Annotated in this window: 19 protein-coding genes; 5 read left to right on the forward strand and 14 right to left on the reverse strand. The window is 62.8% G+C overall.

Annotation, left to right across the window (positions count from 1 at the left end; translation table 11 throughout):
* Positions 1 to 13: 13 nt before the first annotated feature.
* From EPD81_RS07275 to EPD81_RS07305, 7 genes are all read right to left on the reverse strand, one after another.
* Entirely contained in the window at positions 14 to 937 is a 924-nt protein-coding gene (locus tag EPD81_RS07275) for an acetaldehyde dehydrogenase (acetylating) (RefSeq protein WP_142804797.1), read from the reverse strand.
* A 21-nt stretch (positions 938 to 958) separates the two neighbouring features.
* The gene (gene dmpE, locus EPD81_RS07280; RefSeq protein WP_142804837.1) at positions 959 to 1,741 is read right to left on the reverse strand and encodes a 2-oxopent-4-enoate hydratase; all 783 of its coding nucleotides are present in this window, start codon (positions 1,739 to 1,741) and stop codon (positions 959 to 961) included.
* A complete protein-coding gene (locus tag EPD81_RS07285; RefSeq protein WP_142804798.1) occupies positions 1,741 to 2,604 on the reverse strand; it encodes an alpha/beta fold hydrolase in 864 nt (287 codons plus the stop codon). Before EPD81_RS07285 ends, dmpE begins: the two co-directional genes overlap by 1 nt.
* A gap of 13 nt (positions 2,605 to 2,617) precedes the next feature.
* Positions 2,618 to 4,072 (reverse strand): 2-hydroxymuconic semialdehyde dehydrogenase, encoded by a 1,455-nt coding sequence (locus EPD81_RS07290; RefSeq protein WP_142804799.1) that lies wholly within the window; start codon positions 4,070 to 4,072, stop codon positions 2,618 to 2,620.
* 82 nt (positions 4,073 to 4,154) lie between these two features.
* The gene (locus EPD81_RS07295; RefSeq protein ID WP_142804800.1) at positions 4,155 to 5,099 is read right to left on the reverse strand and encodes a catechol 2,3-dioxygenase; all 945 of its coding nucleotides are present in this window, start codon (positions 5,097 to 5,099) and stop codon (positions 4,155 to 4,157) included.
* Positions 5,087 to 5,485, reverse strand: coding sequence for a 2Fe-2S iron-sulfur cluster-binding protein (locus EPD81_RS07300; RefSeq protein ID WP_142804838.1), 399 nt, complete (start codon positions 5,483 to 5,485; stop codon positions 5,087 to 5,089). The genes EPD81_RS07295 and EPD81_RS07300 overlap by 13 nt, the downstream gene beginning before the upstream one ends.
* A gap of 66 nt (positions 5,486 to 5,551) precedes the next feature.
* Complete coding sequence (locus EPD81_RS07305) at positions 5,552 to 5,989, reverse strand: heme-binding protein (RefSeq protein ID WP_142804801.1); 438 nt, start codon at positions 5,987 to 5,989, stop codon at positions 5,552 to 5,554.
* 124 nt (positions 5,990 to 6,113) lie between these two features.
* On the opposite strand from EPD81_RS07305, the gene EPD81_RS07310 reads away from it, so the two are divergent.
* On the forward strand, positions 6,114 to 6,815 hold the full coding sequence (locus EPD81_RS07310; RefSeq protein ID WP_142804802.1) for a GntR family transcriptional regulator: 702 nt from the start codon (positions 6,114 to 6,116) through the stop codon (positions 6,813 to 6,815).
* Positions 6,816 to 6,837: 22 nt separating this feature from the next.
* Here the strand turns inward: EPD81_RS07310 and EPD81_RS07315 are convergent, their stop codons facing one another.
* From EPD81_RS07315 to EPD81_RS07340, 6 genes are all read right to left on the reverse strand, one after another.
* On the reverse strand, positions 6,838 to 7,893 hold the full coding sequence (locus EPD81_RS07315; RefSeq protein WP_142804803.1) for an NADH:ubiquinone reductase (Na(+)-transporting) subunit F: 1,056 nt from the start codon (positions 7,891 to 7,893) through the stop codon (positions 6,838 to 6,840).
* A 28-nt stretch (positions 7,894 to 7,921) separates the two neighbouring features.
* Positions 7,922 to 8,281, reverse strand: coding sequence for a phenol hydroxylase subunit P4 (locus EPD81_RS07320; protein ID WP_142804804.1), 360 nt, complete (start codon positions 8,279 to 8,281; stop codon positions 7,922 to 7,924).
* Positions 8,282 to 8,348: 67 nt separating this feature from the next.
* Positions 8,349 to 9,902: an aromatic/alkene/methane monooxygenase hydroxylase/oxygenase subunit alpha gene (locus tag EPD81_RS07325; RefSeq protein ID WP_142804805.1), complete on the reverse strand. Its 1,554-nt coding sequence runs from the start codon at positions 9,900 to 9,902 to the stop codon at positions 8,349 to 8,351.
* A gap of 21 nt (positions 9,903 to 9,923) precedes the next feature.
* A complete protein-coding gene (locus EPD81_RS07330; RefSeq protein ID WP_055422909.1) occupies positions 9,924 to 10,193 on the reverse strand; it encodes an MmoB/DmpM family protein in 270 nt (89 codons plus the stop codon).
* Positions 10,194 to 10,205: 12 nt separating this feature from the next.
* Positions 10,206 to 11,201, reverse strand: a complete 996-nt coding sequence (locus tag EPD81_RS07335; protein WP_142804806.1) for an aromatic/alkene monooxygenase hydroxylase subunit beta — start codon at positions 11,199 to 11,201, stop codon at positions 10,206 to 10,208.
* 29 nt (positions 11,202 to 11,230) lie between these two features.
* Entirely contained in the window at positions 11,231 to 11,488 is a 258-nt protein-coding gene (locus EPD81_RS07340; RefSeq protein WP_142804807.1) for a phenol hydroxylase subunit, read from the reverse strand.
* A gap of 354 nt (positions 11,489 to 11,842) precedes the next feature.
* Between EPD81_RS07340 and EPD81_RS07345 the strand changes: the two genes are divergently transcribed.
* The gene (locus tag EPD81_RS07345) at positions 11,843 to 13,498 is read left to right on the forward strand and encodes a sigma-54-dependent Fis family transcriptional regulator (RefSeq protein WP_142804808.1); all 1,656 of its coding nucleotides are present in this window, start codon (positions 11,843 to 11,845) and stop codon (positions 13,496 to 13,498) included.
* A 64-nt stretch (positions 13,499 to 13,562) separates the two neighbouring features.
* Positions 13,563 to 14,144, forward strand: coding sequence for an RT0821/Lpp0805 family surface protein (locus EPD81_RS07350; RefSeq protein ID WP_221929264.1), 582 nt, complete (start codon positions 13,563 to 13,565; stop codon positions 14,142 to 14,144).
* Between the two features lie 10 nt (positions 14,145 to 14,154).
* Here the strand turns inward: EPD81_RS07350 and EPD81_RS07355 are convergent, their stop codons facing one another.
* On the reverse strand, positions 14,155 to 15,090 hold the full coding sequence (locus tag EPD81_RS07355) for an alpha/beta fold hydrolase (protein WP_142804810.1): 936 nt from the start codon (positions 15,088 to 15,090) through the stop codon (positions 14,155 to 14,157).
* Between the two features lie 71 nt (positions 15,091 to 15,161).
* Here EPD81_RS07355 and gluQRS point away from each other — a divergent pair, with 71 nt between their 5' ends.
* On the forward strand, positions 15,162 to 16,088 hold the full coding sequence (gluQRS, locus tag EPD81_RS07360; protein WP_142804839.1) for a tRNA glutamyl-Q(34) synthetase GluQRS: 927 nt from the start codon (positions 15,162 to 15,164) through the stop codon (positions 16,086 to 16,088).
* A gap of 32 nt (positions 16,089 to 16,120) precedes the next feature.
* Positions 16,121 to 19,759 carry a bifunctional proline dehydrogenase/L-glutamate gamma-semialdehyde dehydrogenase PutA gene (gene putA / locus EPD81_RS07365; RefSeq protein WP_142804811.1) on the forward strand — a complete coding sequence of 1,213 codons (3,639 nt, stop codon included), beginning with the start codon at positions 16,121 to 16,123 and terminating at the stop codon, positions 19,757 to 19,759.
* Positions 19,760 to 19,789 lie beyond the last annotated feature (30 nt).

Raw genomic sequence — 19,789 nt, forward strand, 5'->3', positions numbered from 1 at the left:
CGTTTGTCTCCTATCAGGCGAGCGCCACGGCGCGGTTGGGTTCGAGGCGCAGCTTGCCGGCCAGGATTTCTTCGGCGAACATCTCGGCGGTTCGTGCCGCGGCCGCGGTCATGATGTCGAGGTTGCCGGCGTATTTGGGCAGATAATCGCCCAGCCCTTCGACTTCGAGATAGACGGAGACGCGGTTCCCGTCGAAGACGGGGCCATTGACCAGCCGGTAGCCGGGAACGTATTTCTGCACTTCCTTGATCATGTCGTGGATCGAGGCGGTGATGAGCTCGCGCTCGGGTTCGGTTTCGGTGAGGCAATGCACCGTGTCGCGCATGATGAGCGGCGGTTCGGCGGGGTTGAGGATAATGATGGCCTTGCCTTTCTTGGCACCGCCCACTTTTTCCACGGCCCCGGCAGTGGTACGGGTGAATTCGTCGATGTTCTTGCGCGTGCCCGGCCCGGCGGATTTGCTCGCCACGGTGGCAACGATCTCGCCATAGGCGACCGACTGCACCCGCGAGACGGCATAGACCATGGGGATCGTCGCCTGGCCCCCGCAGGTGACCATGTTGACGTTCATCTCGCCCTTGCCGACGTGTTCCTTGAGGTTGACCGGGGGAACACAGTAGGGGCCGATGGCCGCGGGGGTGAGATCGATCATCAGCACGCCGAGCGCGTTGAGCTTACGGCTGTTTTCCGGATGCACGTAGGCGCTGGTCGCGTCGAACGCGATGCGGATCTCGTCTTCTTCGACGTGCGGCAGCAGGCCGTCGACCCCCTCGGCGGTGGTCTTGAGCCCCATTTCGCGGGCGCGCGCAAGGCCTTCCGAGGCCGGGTCGATGCCGACCATCCACACCGGCTCGAGCACGCTGCTGCGTTTGAGTTTGTAGAGCAGATCGGTGCCGATGTTGCCGGAGCCGATCACGGCGCAGCGGATCTTCTTCATGGGTTCCCTCTTTTTTGTGGGTCAGGTGAAACGAACCGAGCAGCGGCCAATGCCGCCGATCGTCACGCAGAGGCTGTCGCCCGCACGCACCGGCACCATGGCGGCGAGTGAGCCGGAGAGGATGATCTCGCCAGCCTCGAGCGGCACGCCCAGCCGGCCGAGCGTGTTGGCGAGCCAGGCCACGGCGTTGGCTGGTGCGCCGAGCGCGGCTGCTCCGGCCCCCGTGGCGACGATCTCGCCATTTTTCTCCAGAACCATGCCGCAGGTGGAAAGATCGACACGGCGGGGATCGACGAGTTGATCACCAAGCACGAAGACGCCGCAGGAGGCGTTGTCGGCCACCGTGTCTTGAATCTTGATCTTCCAATCGCGGATGCGGGAGTCGACGATCTCGAAACAGGCCATTACCGCTTCGGTGGCCGCGAGCACGTCGACCGCGGTCACGCCGGGACCGCGCAGATCGCGCTTGAGCAGAAAGGCGATCTCGCCCTCGGCCTTGGGTTGGATGAGGCTGTCGGCGGGAATCGCCTCGCCCTCGTTGTAGACCATGCCATCGAGCAGATAGCCGAAATCCGGCTGATACACACCCAACATGTTCATGACGGCCTTGGAGGTGACGCCGATCTTCTTGCCGACGACGCGCTCGCCGGCGGCCAGCCGCTGCCCGATGAAATGCTGCTGGATGCGATAGGCCGCCTCGATCGTGAGCTCCGGATGGCGATCACTGAGCGGCTCGATCATACGAGCGCTTTTCCACGCCTCGTAGAGCTCCACGCCCAGTCGCTGTAACAGAGAATCTTCCATCATGCGGTTCCTTCCAGGGGATGGGGTTCGTCGATGCTCGCTTCGGCGAAGAAATCGCTCACCAGGCGGGCGAAACGGTCGGCATGTTCGATCTGCGTCCAGTGCCCGCAGCGGCCAAAGACGTGCAGTTGCGAACGAGCGATCCACTGCGACAGTTTGAGCGAGGTCTCGAGCGGGATGATGCGATCTTCACGACCGTGAATGACCAAGGTTTCGTGCGGAATGGCACGGATCGCCGCCTCGGGGCTGGCGAGCGCATCGACCCAACGCTGGCGCGGCGCTGGGAACATGGCGGCGAAACTCTCCTGAAACCCGGGACGGATGCTCGCGCGATAGCGCAACTCGGCCAGTTCGTCATTGACCAGATTCCGATTCCAGGCGAAGAGATCCATGAGCTTGCGCATGTTCTCGAAACTGGGCGTATAGCCCCACACGGCGTCCAGACCGGGCGTGATCTCGAAATGAACCCCGGCACTTCCCATCAGCACGAGCCGGCGCACGCGATGAGGATGACGGATGGTGAGCGCGAGCGACAGCGCCCCACCAAAGGAATTGCCTACCAGGTCGACTTTCTCCAGCCCGAGCGCATCGAGCAGCCCCAAGGCATGCTGCACCCAGTTGTCCATCGAATAGGTGTAGCCCTGCGGACGTTCGGTGAAACCGAATCCCACCATGTCGGGGGCGATCACCCGGCACTTTTCCGCCAGCTTGGGCATCACCAGCCGCCAGTTGGCCCAGGCCGATACACCGGGGCCGGAACCATGGATGAGCAGGACGGGAAAGCCGTTACCCATGTCATGGTAGTTGGTACGAATCCCGGCGGCGACGATACTGCGACCGATTTCGGGGTTGTTTTCGCTCATCGTGCCCTCGCCTTCACAGTTTGACGCAGATATTCTTGAGCTCGGTGTAGAACTCGAGCGAATGCACGCCCCCTTCGCGACCGATGCCGGATTGTTTCATGCCGCCAAAGGGGGTGCGCAGATCACGCAGGAACCAGGAATTGATCCACACGAGCCCAGCCTCGATCTGGCCAGCGACGCGGTGCGCCCGGCTGAGATCCTTGGTCCAAATCGCGCAGGCCAACCCATAGTCGGTGTCATTCGCCCGGGCGATCACCTCGTCTTCGTCGTCGAACGGCTGAATCAAGGTGCAAGGGCCGAAGATTTCTTCCCGGGCGATGGGAGAATCGTCGCCCAGCCCGGTCCAGATGGTGGGCTGGATCCAAGAGCCGCCGGCGAGCTCCGGCGGCATGTCGGGAATGCCGCCGCCGGTGACCACCGTCGCACCCAGCGCCTTGGCTTTTTCGTAATAAGAGAGCACCTTGCGGCGATGTTCGTGGGAAATGAGCGGGCCCAGGGTCGTGGTCGGATCCTCGGGGCGTCCCAGCTTGAGGTTCTCAGCACCTTTCTTGAGCGCCTCGACGAAGCGCTCGAAGAGGGGGCGTTCGACGTAGAGGCGCTCGGTACCCAGACACACTTGACCACAGTTGGCGAAGACCGAACGCATCGTCCCTTCGATTGCCGCGTCGAAATCGCAGTCGGCGAAAATGATGCCGGGATTCTTGCCCCCCATCTCGAGCGAGACGGGGCGCGCTCCATGAGCAGCCGCCTTCATGATGACTTCGCCCGTGCGCGTCTCGCCGGTAAAGGTGACGGCATTCACTCCCGGGTGGGTGGTGACGTACTCACCGGCCGATTGCGGGCCGAAGCCATGCACGACGTTGTAAACCCCTTTGGGGATGCCGACTTCGTTCATTACCTCCCCAAGGAGCGTGGCCGTCTGCGGCGTCTCTTCGGAGGGTTTGACCACCACCGTGTTGCCACAGGCCAGCGCCGGGCCGACTTTCCAGGTCATGAGCAGCAGCGGCAGATTCCACGGACAGATCACGCCGACCACGCCGATGGGACGCCGCACCGCATAGTTGAGCGCCCCACGGCCATCGGGCGTCGGCGTTTCGAAGAATTCCGTCGGTACGTTCTTGACGACGTCGGCAAAGATTTTGAAGTTGGCCGCGCCGCGAGGAATGTCGATGTGACGCGCGAGGCTCATCGGTTTGCCGGTATCAGCACACTCGGCCGCGAGGAATTCGTCGAAACGCCGATTGATGCCATCGGCCACGGCATAGAGCAGCTCGACGCGCTCGGCCACCGTCAGCTTGCCCCAAGGGCCTTTCAGGGCGGCACGAGCCGCCTGAACCGCGGCGTCGACCTCGGCTTGTCCCGCCTCATGAACCAAGGCGATCACCCGGCCGTCGACGGGTGAGCGTTTCTCGAACGTCTTGCCGGTGGCGACGAAGGCACCGTTAACAAAGTTACTGATTTCTTTCATAATCATACTCAATTTAAATTATGGATCGCAGCGGCGTAACAAGCCAGGCTCCAAGACGGAACCTGGGTTAATCACCGTATCCTCAGGTATAAACTTCTGTAAATGACGGCACTGGTTCCCCAGTATGATAAAAAATGCCATTCCAGAGCTTATCCTCCGTCCATGTCGTCACCGGACGATCTGGCTGGGCGAGATAACCGAGTCCAGCAAAAGTCTCGTTGCGGTTTCCGCTCGGGTCGAAGAAATAGATCGTCGCCCCCCGTGTGATGCCGTGTCGCGTGGGCCCCACATCGATCTTGGTGCCATGTTTGCCCATCACATCGGCCGCTTTCAAAATGTCGTCCCAAGAATCGAGGAAGAAGGCTATATGGTGCAGCCCATTTCTCGGCCCGCCGACGAAGGCGATGTCGTGCGGCGTGCTGGTGCGCGCGAGCCAAGTGGCCGCCTGCATCGCGCCGCCCGGACCGACCACCACTTGTTCGACGAGGAAGAAATCGAGCACTTCCTGCATGAACTTGGTATTTTCGGCCACCCGGTTGATGCCTTTCTCCGGATTGAGCTCACACATCAAAAGGCAATGATCGAGCCAGTGCGCCCCCGCCCCTTTGAGTCCGTCTGGCCACGGATCGGGATTGACGGTACCCACATCGGTGCCGACATACTCTTTCGTGGCGTAGAGGCGCATTTCATGGCCGCTGGGCAGAGAAAATTTCAGCATGCGCCCGGTCGAAGGAAGACTGCCTTCGGGCAGCATCTCGGTGGCGATGCCATAGTCCTCGATGCGTTTTTGCAGGATATCGAGATCCTCCTCTTTCTCAACTTTGTAGGCGACATGGTTCAAACCCGCCCGATCAGAAGGGGTCAGAATCAAAGAATATTTGTCCCATTCGTCCCAGCACTTCAAATAAACGTTTCCGTCTTTGTCTTTCATGACGGTCTTCAAACCCAAGACGTCCTCATAATGCCTCAGCGCAGCATCCATATCCATGACCCGCAGGCTGGCATGGCCCATTCTCAAGACTCCCATGATGCTCCTCCTTGCTTCGTGCGTGAAACGTTCTGTTGTATGGCGAACCCATGAAAAAATGATTTCTGCATCTTACCGACCACCTCCAAGATGACAGCTCCTTTCGGCGCAGCACGGCACGCCAAGGTGTATCCTTGCCGTTCCTCCTCCTCGCTGACATGAGCCCTACTGATCGGCCCAAGACTGGCCACTTCACCGCGAACCACTTTGACCTTGCAAACACCGCAGCCACCACCGAGGCAACCTACGGGGATTCCCCTGCGACCGAGGCGACACATACCGGCAAGCAGGGACTCGTTTTCACTGCAGGCGTACACCTCACCGGTTTGAACGAGCAGGACTTCATGGGATTCTTTTTCAGGCTCCGGCGCAGGGTTCGAAGTCATCTCGTCCCCCAAGGCAAGTTCTATCGTCTCCATCCTTTTTCTCCTCACGGCATGCTGCCACGCGGTTCATCGAACCGTCGCCCCGATCCCCAAGGCCTCAAGCGCGGCATGGGCGCACTCTTCGTCCTGTGAGGCGGAAGCACCAGAGACACCAATGCCGCCAATGACCCGATCACCGAGGCGGATCGGCACCCCGCCGCCAAAAAAAATGAGTCCGGCACGCGAGGAAAAGCCAAGTTTCATCGCCTCGTCCTCGCCGCAGACCGACAGCCAGGCCGAGGTCGGAAAACCGAAACCTGCCGCAGTGCGCGCCTTGTCGATGGCCAGTTCGATCGATTGGGGGAAGGAGAGCGGCATGCGCAGAAAGGCGACGAGCAAGCCAGAAGCGTCGCACACGGCGACGTTGATCCGCACGCCCAGCTGTCGCGCGTGTTGCACGGCGGCACTGACGGCTGCTTGCCCGGCTTCGCAACTGAGCGTCGTCGTCGGAACTTCTAGCTCCATTTCCATCTCCTTCCTCCGTATCGATTATTATTTTTTTCGATTTAAACATAGAATCTCGAGATTTTCAAGTACCTCTTGCAACCGATTCCGATACAATGCGCACTGACGTCCTTTGACTTCTTCCATGAACGATCGAACCATTTTCTCTGCCCCCGAACCAACCACCCTCGTCGAAGCGGCCTATCAGCGTCTGCGCGACGATATCGTCGAAGGCATCCTCGCCCCGGGTGAGAAACTGCGTGTCGAACACCTCAAGGACCGCTACGACGTCGGCGCGGGCACACTGCGGGAAGCGTTGTTGCGCCTGGTCTCCGATGCCCTCGTGCTGGTACAAGGTCAACGAGGGTTTCGCGTCGCTCCTATCTCCTTGACGGACTTCGAGGACATCACCCGCACCCGCGTCCTGATCGAAACCGAGGCCCTGCGCCAGTCGATCCAAGCCGGTGACGAGGAGTGGGAAGCGAATCTCGTCTCCGCTTTTCATCTCCTGAGTCGCGCCGAGGAGCGTCTGGCGCAAGATCATGGAGCCGTGGCCGAATGGGAAACGCGCAACCGCATCTTCCATGAAAGTCTCATCCAGGCTTGCCCCTCCCGCTGGTTGCATCATTTCCAAGCCATCCTCTATCGTCAGTCGGAACGCTACCGCCGTCTGAGCGTGTTTCGCCGCCCCATCCCGCGCGACGTCCATGCGGAACATCACGCCCTGTTCGAGGCAGCCTTGCGGCGCGACGCGGCGCAAGCCACGGCCTTGTTGCGAGACCATATCTTGCGCACGCTGGAAGCCGTACGGCGCATGCCGCGAGATTTCTTCACCTTGAACCCTTGAGTCGGCCATTCGGCGTCTCCGTTCACAGGCTACGAAAGAGCGGACTACGCACTTGCTGGGCATCGGCCGCCGAGATGAACTTTTCGGTATGGATGTCCCGCTCGTAGAGTCGCCCTTGCATGAGCGTGGCGATGCACGCCTCGATCATTTTGGGCGGACCACACAGATACGCTTTGTGGCCGCGGAAATCGCCGCCGAAAGCCTCTTTGGCTGCCTCATGTACGAAGCCACGAAACCCATCCCATGAAGACTCGGCCGGTTCGTCGGAGAGTGCCGGCACATAGCGGAAGTTGGGGTGGCGGCGGGCCAATTCGAGAAACTCCTCGTGGTAATAGAGTTCGTCGCGACGTCGCTGGCCATAGATGAGGGTGATGTTGCGCCGATCCCCTTCTTCCAGCAGGTCGAGGATCATGGAGCGCGGGCTCGATAGTCCCGATCCTCCCGCCATGAAGATCAAGTCGCCCGGGGCGGACTTGCGCACGAAGAAGCGACCGTAAGGGCCGGAGAGGCGGATACGGTCGCCTTCGGCGAGCTGCGTGTGGATCCAGGTCGTTCCTTCCCCGCCGGGCACGAGGCGGACGTTGAGTTCCACCTCTGTTGCCTGCGAAGGAGGATTGGCCAGCGAGAACGCTCGCGTGAGGCGTCCTCCATCGATCTCGAGGTTGATGTACTGTCCTGCCTGGAAACGCAGCGGCTCGTCGAGCGTGATGAACACGCCCTTGATGGTCGGCGTCAGATCCACGAGCCGGCTGACGGTACCGGTATAATCGCGCACCGGGATGATCTCGGCGTCGGGCTCCTCGTCGATCTCCGCTTCGATCACCACGTCGCTTTCCAGCCGGGCACAGCAGGCGAGTGTTTTTCCTTCTTCCCGTTCGAAATCCATCAGCGCGAAGTTCGACGCCTCGCCATGATCGACTTCCCCTTCCAGCACCTGTACCTTGCACGTGGCGCATAAACCATGGCAACAGGCATGTGGCAACCAGATACCGGCGCGAAGTGCCGCATCGAGGATGGTCTGCCCCTCCTCGACCTCGATCGTCTGCCCCAATGGTTCTATCGTCAGCTGATGGCTCATGCCGTCCTCCCCGAGGTTCGTATCCTGGTCAGCTGCACGATCCGGCGATGCCGGTCAGGCCGGGCGTACGAAAACGGATCACATCCTTATGGCGCAATCCGTTTGCTTCCAGACTTTCGTCCCATTGGGGCTGCCATGGTTGGCCAGACTTGAACCACTGCACCGCAGCCCAATCGATGCGGGCGAAATCGGGGTGGTAGCTGTACGCAGGAGGCAAGACCTTTTCTACCAGATCGCGGAAAGGCATCGAGGGAGGCAAGGGAAAAGCGAACGGTGCGCAAAACAGTAGATGGTCTTCCCAGCCCACGTAGAGGAGGCGATTCCCGTGGAATTTCTCCTCGAGGTCGAGCGGTTCGAACGAATATTCACCAATGGCGGCAACAGCCATGTCGGTCTCCTTCCTGAAAGGACGACGGTTGACACCGTCGTCTCGTGTTTTTCATGGATGATCGGATTCAAACGTTACGGGTCGCTTGGGCGCGCCAGGCGGCAAAATTCCTCTGGTCTTCGGAACCCTCGAAATCGAGATTATCGCGACCGTGGATGATGTTGTACCACTGCAATACCGCCTTGAGCGGATCGAATCCTTCGGCCGTGGGATCGGTTCCTTCGGGAAAACAATTGCCCTGGTAGATCTGGTGTACCGGAAGCCATGCCTGGACGTATTTTTCCGGCTCGTGCTCGAAGATCTCCTTGCAGTGGTCCGAGCAGAAGTGGTACTTCATGCCTTTGTAATCGGTTTCGCGGTAGCAGATCTTGGTCGGGTCGCCCGGCTCGGTAAAAAACAAGGGAACCTGGCAGGTCTGGCACAGCATGGGTAACGTGGTGTTGTAAAAACGGTTCCCCCTGGCCGCCTGCTCGCGCCAGAAGTCGAAGCGTGGCCGGTAGTATTTGTCGAAGCTGTCGGGATACTTGGCCGAGAGCCACTGCATCTCGTCCTCATTCGGCAGCCAAGTATGGAACGCGGTGGCGGCGGTGTAGTTGTAGAAGGTACACCACGCCTGATGCGAGAGATGATCTTTTTCCAGGGCGATCGTCTCGGCGCACTTCGGCATGCGAATGCCGTAGCGGGCCAGATCGCGGAAGAGCGCTCCGCCGTTTTCCTCGAAGTAGATCTCCCAAGCCTCCTTCCAGCTCATGGTGCGCTTGGGCAGCATGTAGTCCATCATCATTGCCACGAGCGTCAGCACCCGATAGCCGCGCCAAGTCCATTTGTCGATCCAGCGCTGCACGATGGGCAGATTGGCCGGATCCTGTTCGAGGATGAACTTGATCACCTCCAGCCCCAGCGTCATGTGCCGCGCCTCGTCGGATTGGGCCGAAAAACCATAGGCCATCGTTCCCATGTCGCCGTTGTAGGCCGCCCCCGAGACGAAGGGTACGAACAGCAAGTTGGTGAGCACGTATTCGAAGGAAAAGCCGATGGCGACGATGAACTCGAACGGTCCGGCGGTGATGGCATCGTCGAAGAAAGACTTGGGTACCGAGAGATACCAGACCCTATCATGCCATTTGCGAAAATCGTGGAATCCGTTGTAATACTTGTTGTAGTTGGAGATGGCGTGGACCTGGGTCTGGAAGTGCCGCATCTCGTCGAGCGACTGCATCAGGCAGGCCACGCGCGGCCCCGGGCCGGGAAACGCTCTGCCCACATGGGCAAAACCGCGATGTGCCATGTATTCGAGGGGGCTGACGCCGGTGAGGAAGAGTTTTACGGTGTTGATATAGCGCGCGTCGGTGACGTTGAGATGCCCGTTGTTCTGCGCATAGGCATCGATGATGGCGTAGAGTTTTTTCTCCTTTTCCGCCTGGTACTTCCAGTAGGCGTCCATCGTCAGGCGGAAAGGGTCCTCCCAGCGGTCCCAGTCGTGGATCTTGATGCCTTCGTAGTGTACGTAAGGGTAGATGTCCTCCATCTTCTGGTAGGTCGGGGTCCAGTCGAGATCCCGCGTCATGACCTGGTACTTCTCCTTCAGGCCAAGCTTCTTTTTCGCCACTTGCATATCCATGTCCCTTGCTCCTTCCCGGTGTCAGTTTTTCCAAACCAGCACGAATTGATCTTCGTCCTCTTCGATGTTGCCAGAGAGCGAGATGAGGTTGATGTGCAGCTCCTGCAGATCGAACTCGCGCCCGAGGCGCTCCTCGATCGAGCTGCGTTTGACGATGAGCCGCCCATCGGCATCGATCTTCACCATGGCCGGTGCTTCATTGACGCGCGCGTGGGGGTTGTCCTCGACGATGGCCTCGATGATCGGGCGGGTCTCTTCGTTCGTCTGAAAGGCGATGAATACGGTCGACATCTTCTTCCTCCCTCAGGCCGACAGGCCGATCTTGGCCAGGCGCTGGGCAAACCCCTCCATCACCTCATCGAGCAGCGCCGGCGCTTGCTCGGACACGGCGATCGCCACCACCGGCAACAAGGCCTCCTTCGCCCGGGGAAGCCAAGCATCGACCCAATCCTGCACGATGCTGCGGTTCTCCGCCGATTCCGTCACGATCGCCTTCAGCGTCGCATCGACCCACTTGCGCGTCTCCGCCGACCACTGGGTCATGAACTGGGTGAGCATGGCAATCGCCGCCCCACCGCGCGCGGCGAAGACCTGATCGACGATCGTGTCATAGACCAGGGGGTAGAGCAGCCCGTCGAGCACGAGGTTTTGCACCGTGTGCAGCTCGAAAGGATCCTTGACGACGAAACTGTCCTCGACGTAGCGACGCAGCGGCTGCCAGGCCGGATCGTTCATCCAAGCTTGCTTGCCCGCCGACAGCGCCTCCACGTCTCCCAAGAGCAACCCGATGCGCGTAAGGTACTGCGCGATGCCGAGCTGGTCCATCGACTGGTAGATGGCTGCCTGCGCCGCCATTCCGCCATAGGCGTAGGCACAAACGGCGGCGTTGTTCATGTTCGCTCCCCAAGCGAGGTGGCGCAGGGGCACGAGCAGCGCGATGGCGGCTTGCCGCACCTCCTCGGGTAGCGCCTCGACCAAGCCGCGCGATTCGACGAAGTCGAAATTGGCCTCGGCCGTATCCTGCTGCCGGGCCCGGGCACTGGTATAGGCACCGTAATAGAACTGGCGCGGATCCTTGAGCGCATCCCAATCCTTCATACGGATCTTCGTGCGTCCCTCATCGAAGATCTCCCGCTCCGGCTCCCAGGTTGGGCGGTAGTGGAAAATGTCCTTCGGTTGGATGCCGAGGCTGCCTTCGAGGTAGCGCGACACCGGCTTGTCGGTGCCGAGGTATCGGGCGATATGGTCGAACGTTTGGCGCAATGGCTTGATCGTCACCGTTCGCAGATCGATTTGCATGAAACGTCTCCTCCTTGTTTGAACGAGGCTCAGCGAAAGCGCTGCTGTGCCGCCTTGTGCATGTTCCAATCCCAATCAGAAGATGATTCTTCCCGCTCACCTTCCCTCAGGCGAATCACCCCTTGTTCTTCGCAAAAACGCTCGAACGCATCGGCGGGCAGCAGCATGTCGACGCACAGCTGCGGCTCACCGATGGCAAACTCGAAGACCACGAGGCCATCGGCACGCCGTTCCAGCACCCGAACGAACTTGCGCTCGACGTCGAATCCCTGTTCCGGATTTTCCATGCCATGACTCCGCTCATGTTGGCCATCAATCATTAGCAAATCTCGTGCCAAACAATAATCTCCTGTAAAAAACACGTTTTCTCGAGATTTTTATCGAGATGCGGTTAATCATTTGATCAAATCAGCCAATTTGCTTTATTATTTGATACATGAAATTTATTGCGCTGCAACGTAAACTCCGGGTGGACGATTCGCCGTCTCCCCGAAAATCTCCCGGAAGAGCCTGTATCATCGATGAACGGACAGCCCGAAGAGCCGGCGCGACGAAACAAGCAAGAACCATCCGGGGTGTCGCCTCGTCGAACGTTCCGGGAATTCACGGCGCGCAGACGCCGATCACACGGGGGAGGAGAGATGGCAGTGATTCAGTACCCGGAAGGCTCCGATCTGCGCAGCCTGCTGCGTTTCCTGCCCGAAGACGGTTTGATTTGGCTCGGCGAGCACCGCATGCTGTTGCTGCACGTCGGGTCGCTCGCCGCCCTGCGCAAGGAGCTGGTTACTTCGGTGGGCAAGCTTCAGGCGCGCAGGCTGCTGACGCGGATGGGATTCGTCTCGGGCATGCGCGATGCGGAACTCGCCAAGAAGACACGACCGCACAGCACACTACGGGATGCCTTCGTCGTCGGCCCCCAGCTGCACATGCTCGAAGGCAGCGCCCGCGTCATTCCCCTCAAGATCGAGCTCGAGGCCGATACGTTCCATGGCGAATTCGCCTGGGTTCATTCCTGGGAGGCAGAGGCTCACCTGCAGGTCTTCGGCGGGAGCGAGGAGCCGACCTGCTGGATGATGATTGGTTACGCTTCGGGCTACACCTCCGCCTTCATGAACCGCTTCATCCTATTCCGGGAAACCGCCTGCGCGGCGATGGGGCACGAACACTGCCACATCGTGGGCAAACCGAAGGAAAAATGGGAAGACGCTCCGGAACTAATTCATTTCTTCGAGGAAGACCCCATCGTTGGCCGTTTGCTGGAACTGCGTGAAGAGATCGAGGCGATGCGCAACACCCTGGCCGAACCGCGCCGCGTGCCCGATCTCATCGGTACCTCTGCTGCGTTCCTGCGTGCCTACGATCTCGTGGCCCGGGCTGCGTCCACGCAGGTGACCGTTTTGCTGCTGGGCGAAACCGGCGTGGGTAAAGAACGCTTCGCGCGTACGCTGCATGAGCTCAGCCCCCGCAAGAACGGGCCTTTCGTTGCTGTCAATTGCGCGGCCATTCCGGAAGAGCTGATCGAATCCGAGCTCTTTGGCGTCGAGCGTGGCGCCTTCACGGGCGCCCATGCCCCGCGTGCCGGCAAATTCGAACGGGCCGATGGCGGCACGCTCTTTCTCGACGAGGTTGGGGAGCTCTCGCTCTCGGCCCAGGCGAAACTCCTGCGGGTACTCCAAGAAGGGGAAATCGAGCGGCTCGGCGGCGAGCAGGTACGCAAGATCAACGTCCGGTTGGTCGCCGCCACCAATGTCGACCTGCAGCAGGCCGTCGAATCAGGGCGTTTTCGCCGTGATCTCTTCTATCGGCTCAACGTCTATCCGATCCATATCCCACCGCTGCGCGAGCGCATCTCCGATATTCCCCTCCTCGTAGAAGCGATGATCGAGCGTTTCCAGAGTTTGCATGGCAAGAAGATCGCCGGCATCAGCGACAAGGCCATGCTCGCACTCAAAGCCTATCGCTGGCCGGGCAACGTGCGCGAACTGGAGAACATGATCGAACGCGGCGTGATCCTTGCGCCGAACCACGGCACCATCGAGGTAGAACATCTCTTCGTTGGCAAAGGCACTGAAGGACCGCCCGCCCACGTGCTGGGCGTGAGCGGAGGTCTGGAAGAAAACACCGGGGAAACGCACGCCGACCTCGCCGACACGCTGATCGAACGGGGCATTCCCCTCGAATCTTTCGAGCGCATGGTCTTGCACCGCGCAGTGGAACGCGCCGGCGGCAATCTCTCGGCGGCAGCGCGTCTGCTCGGGCTGACGCGGCCGCAATTGAGTTACCGTCTGAAAAAATGATGCGCCACGACCGACGACACGAGATAATCTTGCATCGTTCGGCATGACATCCTGGAGTCTTTCGATGGAACGTCCTTTTTCACGTGGCATCCTGATTGCCGCCGCAGCCACCCTCCTCTCCTCTGCACTGCCGGCCCCCGTGCTTGCCGATCCTCCTTCTTGGGCCCCGGCCCACGGCTGGCGCAAGCAGCACGACCCGCTCTATCTGGGGTATTCGGGAAAAAAATGGGGCAATGATTTCGGCATCTATGCCGGACGCTGCAACCGCGAGGCGCTCGGTGCGGCCCTGGGCGGCATGGCCGGCGCCGCCGTGGGTAGCCAAATCGGCGAGGGCGGCGGTCGGGCGGCGGCGATCATCCTCGGCAGCGTCCTCGGCGCCGTGCTTGGCGCCGAACTGGGACGCCAGATGGACGAAGAGGATCGGGCCTGTTTTGGGCACACGCTGGAGCTTGGCAAACGGGGACAGACCGTGAGCTGGCGTACTCCTTATGGCGTCACCTATGCCGTCACCCCGCTGGATGAATTCGTCCGTGATGGGCGCAAGTGCCGTCATTACGAGACGGTGATCACCCGCGACGGGCGCAAGGAGAAAGTCCGCGGCAAGGCCTGCGCCGTGGGCGAAGGACGCTGGGAAGTGATCGACTGAACCGACGGTCTCAGTCTGGCGTCCGCACTGCCCGTTCGATGAATTCCCCCAACGCCTGCGCCACGGCCTGCGGCTGCTCGTGATGCATCATGTGTCCCGCTTCGGCGATCGACCGTCCCTCACAGCGGCGGAAACACGCCTTGCGCGCCTCCCAGTCGGCAGCGAGCTGGCGGGGGATTTCCGATTCCTCGCCCCACAGCCACAGGCAAGGCGCGGTGATGGCGCGCCAGCAGGCTTTGGCTTCCTCCAGACGATAGAGAATGGGGTTGAGGATCTTGTGCCGCGGATCGGCGCGAAAAACGAGTCGCCCCTCCGGCGTTTGCCGCAGCCAGGAGGCCGCCACGAAGCGCGCCCGATCGAGCGGCAGACGAGGGTGCCGCCGGCACAGGCGCTGTGCGAATTCCTCGATCGATTCCGGGGCGTTCAAGGTGGGCGGCGCTGCGAGCTGGTCGAGCCAGCTGCGATAACGCTGCGGCGCTTCTTCGGGGCGATGTTCCGGCAGACCAAAGCCTTCCAGCAGGGCGAGCGCGCGCACGCGTTCCGGGCGAATGCCGGCATAGAGTCCGGCGACGTTGCCCCCCATGCTGTGCCCGATCAGCACCACGTCTTTCCCAGGCGCGAGCGCATCGAGCAGCGCTTCCAGATCCGCCAGATAGTCCGGAAACCAGTAGCCGTGGGTACACCAGGCGCTATCGCCGAAGCCGCGCCAGTCCGGGGCGATCAGACGGCAGGATGGCGCCTGCTCCAAGAGGACATCGACGACGAACTGCCAGGTGGCACCGCTGTCCATCCAGCCGTGCAGCAGGAACACGGGCAGCCCGCCTTCCGGCCCCCATTCGCGCACGCACGATTCTTCCAGACCCCGCAGCGGCAGCCGCCGGCAGCGGGGCACTTCCCGGAGCCGATACGCCGCACCGTCCTTTCCCTGCACGGGCCGTTCCTCCATCCCCCTCTCCTTGCACACGTCTCGTAGTAGGATCGAGCATGCCATCTTTCCCCGCCATGCCGCAAGCGACGATGAAACATCCGCCCCGTGCCGCTCCGCCCTCCCCCGTCGTCGGCCGCTTCGCCCCCTCCCCTACCGGTCGGCTGCACTTCGGCTCGCTGCTGGCGGCGCTCGCCAGCCATTGCGACGCGAGATCGCGCGGCGGGCGCTGGCTCGTGCGCATCGACGATCTCGACGCGGCGCGTGCCATTCCCGGCATGGATGCCGACATCCTGCGCACGCTCGAAGCCTACGGTTTTGCCTGGGACGGCGAAGTCGCCTACCAGAGCCGAAATCTGGCGCAGTACGAGGCCGCGTTCGCGAGGTTGCGCGAGGGTGCTTGGCTCTATCCCTGCGGCTGCAGCCGCAAGGACCTCACCGAGGCGCCGCGGGCGATCGACGGCAGCACGCTCTACCCCGGTACCTGCCGCCACGGGTTGCCGCCGGGCAAAGCGGCGCGAGCCTGGCGTTTCCGTGCTGAAGGAACGGTAACCTTCGACGATCGCATCCAGGGGCGTATCGTCGAGGATCTGCCGCGCGAGGTGGGCGACTTCGTCGTCAAGCGCGCCGACGGCGTTTTCGCCTACCAGCTCGCGGTGGTGATCGACGATGCGCTCGGCGGCGTGACCGACGTGGTGCGCGGCGCCGACCTGCTCGGTTCCACCGCGCGCCAAATCGCCCTGCACCGTGCGCTGGAGCTGCCGGTGCCGCGCTACGCACATCTGCCGGTGGCCGTCGACGCGCACGGCGACAAGCTCTCGAAGCAAACGCTCGCCCGCCCGTTGGAGGCCGCCGAGGCGAGCGTGCGTATCGCCCAAGCGCTCGACTTTCTCGGCCATGCGCCGCCGGCGGAACTGCGCGGCGCCCCGCCCGCCGAACTCCTCGCCTGGGCGGTGGCGCACTGGGACATCGGCAAAGTGCCCGCGATCCGCCAATACTACCATCCAGATACTTTATAATCGGCGCACCCCTTGATCCTGCGGGAGACGCCATGAGCTTCACTCCCCGCTCCGCGGCCCCCGCGGACCCCCGGCGCGACATCATCGCGCTTGCCACCCGGCCACCCGAGCCGGACTGTGTACCGACCCGAATCGACGAGGCCACCTTGCCTGCCGAACTCTCGCCGCGCATCGAAGGTTTGGCCGCGGCGCTCGCCCGGGCGTTGCGCGAGCGCCAGCGCAAGCAGGGCGGCGTGGCCGCGCTGATGGCCGAATTCAGCCTTTCCAGCCGCGAAGGCGTGGCGCTCATGTGCCTGGCCGAGGCGCTGCTGCGTATCCCGGACGCCGCCACGCGCGATGCCCTCATCCGCGACAAACTCGCGCGCGGCCAATGGCGCGAGCATCTGGGCCGCAGCCGCTCGATCTTCGTCAATGCCGCCGCCTGGGGCTTGGTCGTCACCGGCAAGCTCGTTTCCCTTGCCGAGGAAAAGGCGCTTTCCTCCGCCCTCACGCGCCTGCTCGCGCGCGGCGGCGAGCCGCTGGTGCGCAAGGGGCTGGACGTGGCCATGCGCCTGCTGGGTGAAACCTTCGTCACCGGCCGCACGATCGAGGAAGCGCTCGATCGCGTGCGGCCGCTCGAGCAGAAAGGGTTCCGTTACTCCTTCGACATGCTGGGCGAAGCGGCGATGACGGCCGAAGACGCCGCGCGCTACCTGGCCGATTACGAGCACGCCATCCACGCCATCGGCCGGCGCGATGCCGGACGCGGCGTGGTCGACGGCAACGGCATCTCGGTGAAGCTGAGCGCCCTGCACCCGCGCTATCACTGGTCGCAGCCCGACCGTGTGCTCGCCGAGCTGCTACCGCGCCTGCTGCAGCTGTGCCACCTCGCCAAGCGCTACGACATTGGACTCAACATCGACGCCGAGGAAGCCGACCGGCTCGAACTCTCGCTCGACCTGCTGGATGCGGCGCTCGCCGATCCCGAGCTCGCCGGCTGGCAAGGGCTCGGATTCGTCGTCCAGGCGTACCAGAAACGCGCGCCTTTCGTCATCGACTGGGTAGTGGCCCGGGCGCGGGCGCGCGAGCGCCGGCTGATGATCCGTCTCGTCAAGGGCGCCTACTGGGACAGCGAGATCAAACGCGCCCAGGTCGACGGACTCACGGGCTATCCCGTCTATACGCGCAAGGTCTACACCGACGTCTCCTATCTCGCCTGCGCCAAACGGCTGCTCGCCGCGCGCGACGTGATCTATCCCCAATTCGCCACGCACAACGCCCATACGCTCGCGGCGGTCTTTCACCTGGCCGGCGAGCGCTGGCAGCCGGGCGATTATGAATTCCAATGCCTGCACGGCATGGGCGAGCCGCTCTACGAGTCGCTCGTCGGGCACCCCGAGCGGCACCGACAGGTACGCATCTATGCGCCAGTGGGCAGCCACGAGACGCTGCTCCCCTACCTCGTGCGCCGCCTGCTGGAAAACGGCGCCAACACCAGTTTCGTCAACCGCATCGCCGCCGACGTGCCCCTGGAGACCCTGATCGCCGACCCGGTGGCGCGCGCCCGGGCGCTGGGCGGTGCGCCCCACCCCAACATCCCCGTGCCGCCCGAGCTCTTCGCGCCGCAGCGGCGCAATTCGCTGGGGCTGGATCTCGCCGATCGCCCCACCCAGCGCCGGCTCGCGGCGCGCATCGCCGCCGACAAGACGATCCGACGTACCGCGAGCCCGCTCGTCGCAGGAGCGGCGGGCGAGGGCACCTTCCGTCTGCCCTGCCGCAATCCGGCCGATGCCGCCGACGTACTCGGCGAGGCGATCGAGGCTGACGATTCGACGATCGAAGCGGCCTTGGAGATCGCCGTTCGTGCCCGCTGGGGTGCGACTCCCCCGCCGGAGCGTGCCCGACGACTCGAGGCGGCGGCCGATGCCCTCGAAGCCCATACCGATGCGCTGCTTGCCCTCATCGTGCGCGAGGCCGGCAAGACTTGGGCCAATGCCGTGGGTGAGATCCGCGAGGCGGTCGATTTCTGCCGCTATTACGCCGCCGAGATCCGTCGCCTCGCCACCGACGCGCCCGAGCTCCAACCCTTGGGGCCCGTGGTGTGCATCAGCCCGTGGAACTTTCCCTTGTCGATCTTCGTCGGCCAGATCGCGGCGGCACTTGCGGCAGGCAATGCCGTGCTCGCCAAACCGGCCGAACAGACGCCGCTCACCGCCTTTGAGGCCGTGCGGCTGCTGCACGAAGCGGGCATCCCCGGCGAAGCGTTGCAACTCCTGCCCGGTCGCGGCGAGACGGTGGGCGCGCGCCTCGTGGCCGATCCCCGCGTGCGGGGGGTGATGTTTACCGGCTCCACCACCGTGGCGCGTGCCATCCAGCGCACGCTCGCCGCGCGTGAGGAAGAAGTGCCGCTCATCGCCGAGACCGGCGGGCTCAATACGATGATCGTCGACTCGAGCGCCCTCACCGAGCAGGTGGTGGCCGACGCGATCACTTCCGCTTTCGACTCGGCCGGACAACGCTGTTCGGCCCTGCGCGTCCTCTGTCTACAAGAGGAGATTGCCGACAAGACCCTGACCATGCTGCTCGGGGCCCTGCGCGAGCTGCGTTTGGGCGATCCGCGAGATCTGCGTACCGACGTCGGCCCCGTGATCGACGCCGAAGCCCAAGCCGCCCTCGAAGCGCACGTCGAACGCATGGCGCGTGCCGGTCATCGCGTCCATCGGCTGGATCCTCCGGCTGGATGCGCCACCGGCACCTTCGTCGCCCCGACCGTGATCGAGATCGACCGCATCGAATCCATCGGAGGCGAACGTTTCGGCCCCATCCTGCACGTGAAACGTTTTCGTGCCGAGGCGCTCGACGCTCTGCTCGAGGAGATCGATGCCACGGGCTATGGGCTGACGATGGGCATCCACAGCCGCATCGACGGCACCGTGGAATTCATCGCCCAACGCGCCCACGTCGGCAACCTCTACGTCAATCGCACCATCATCGGTGCCGCAGTGGGCGTACAGCCCTTCGGCGGCGAAGGGCTCTCCGGCACGGGCCCCAAAGCCGGAGGACCGCTCTACCTGTTGCGGCTACTCGCACACGCGCCCGAACCGCGCTTTCCTCAGGCACGGCTCCTGCACGAGCCTGCCGATCTGGCCCCCCTGCGCGACTGGTTGGAAAGGCAGGGCGAAGCGCTCTTCGGCCCGGCAGCCAAGCAACGGCTGCTCACGACGCTCGAGGCTTGGCGCGAACGTTCGCTCGTCGGCAAGGAATTGCTCTTGCCCGGTCCAACCGGCGAGGAGAATCGCCTGCGATTCCTGCCACGTCGCCTCGTCGGCGGTTTCGCCACCACGCTCGAAGGCTACGCCGAACAGATCGTGACGGCGTTTGCCAACGATGCCCCCCTCGTGCTCCCCAGAACGCCGGAGACCGAGCGCATCCGGCATAGCCTGCCCGAGTCCTTGCAGGCACGCTGCCGCTCGAGCGAAGATCTGCTCGCCGAACCCATCGACTTGCTGCTCTTCTCGGGCGAGGCCGCCCTCGCCGTCCTGTGGCGAACCCGGCTTGCCGAGCGACCGGGGCCGATCGTGCCCCTGCTCACCCCACCCTACCGCGCCGAGCGGCTGATTCACGAGCGCAGCCTCAGCATCAACACGGCCGCCGTGGGTGGGAACGCGAGCCTCATGACGCTGGAGGATTGAGGCGGGAAAACCCCAATAGGCGAGCACCGC

It is taken from the genome of Tepidiphilus sp. J10 (genome assembly GCF_006980785.1).
Classification (GTDB): Bacteria; Pseudomonadota; Gammaproteobacteria; order Burkholderiales; family Rhodocyclaceae; genus Tepidiphilus; species Tepidiphilus olei.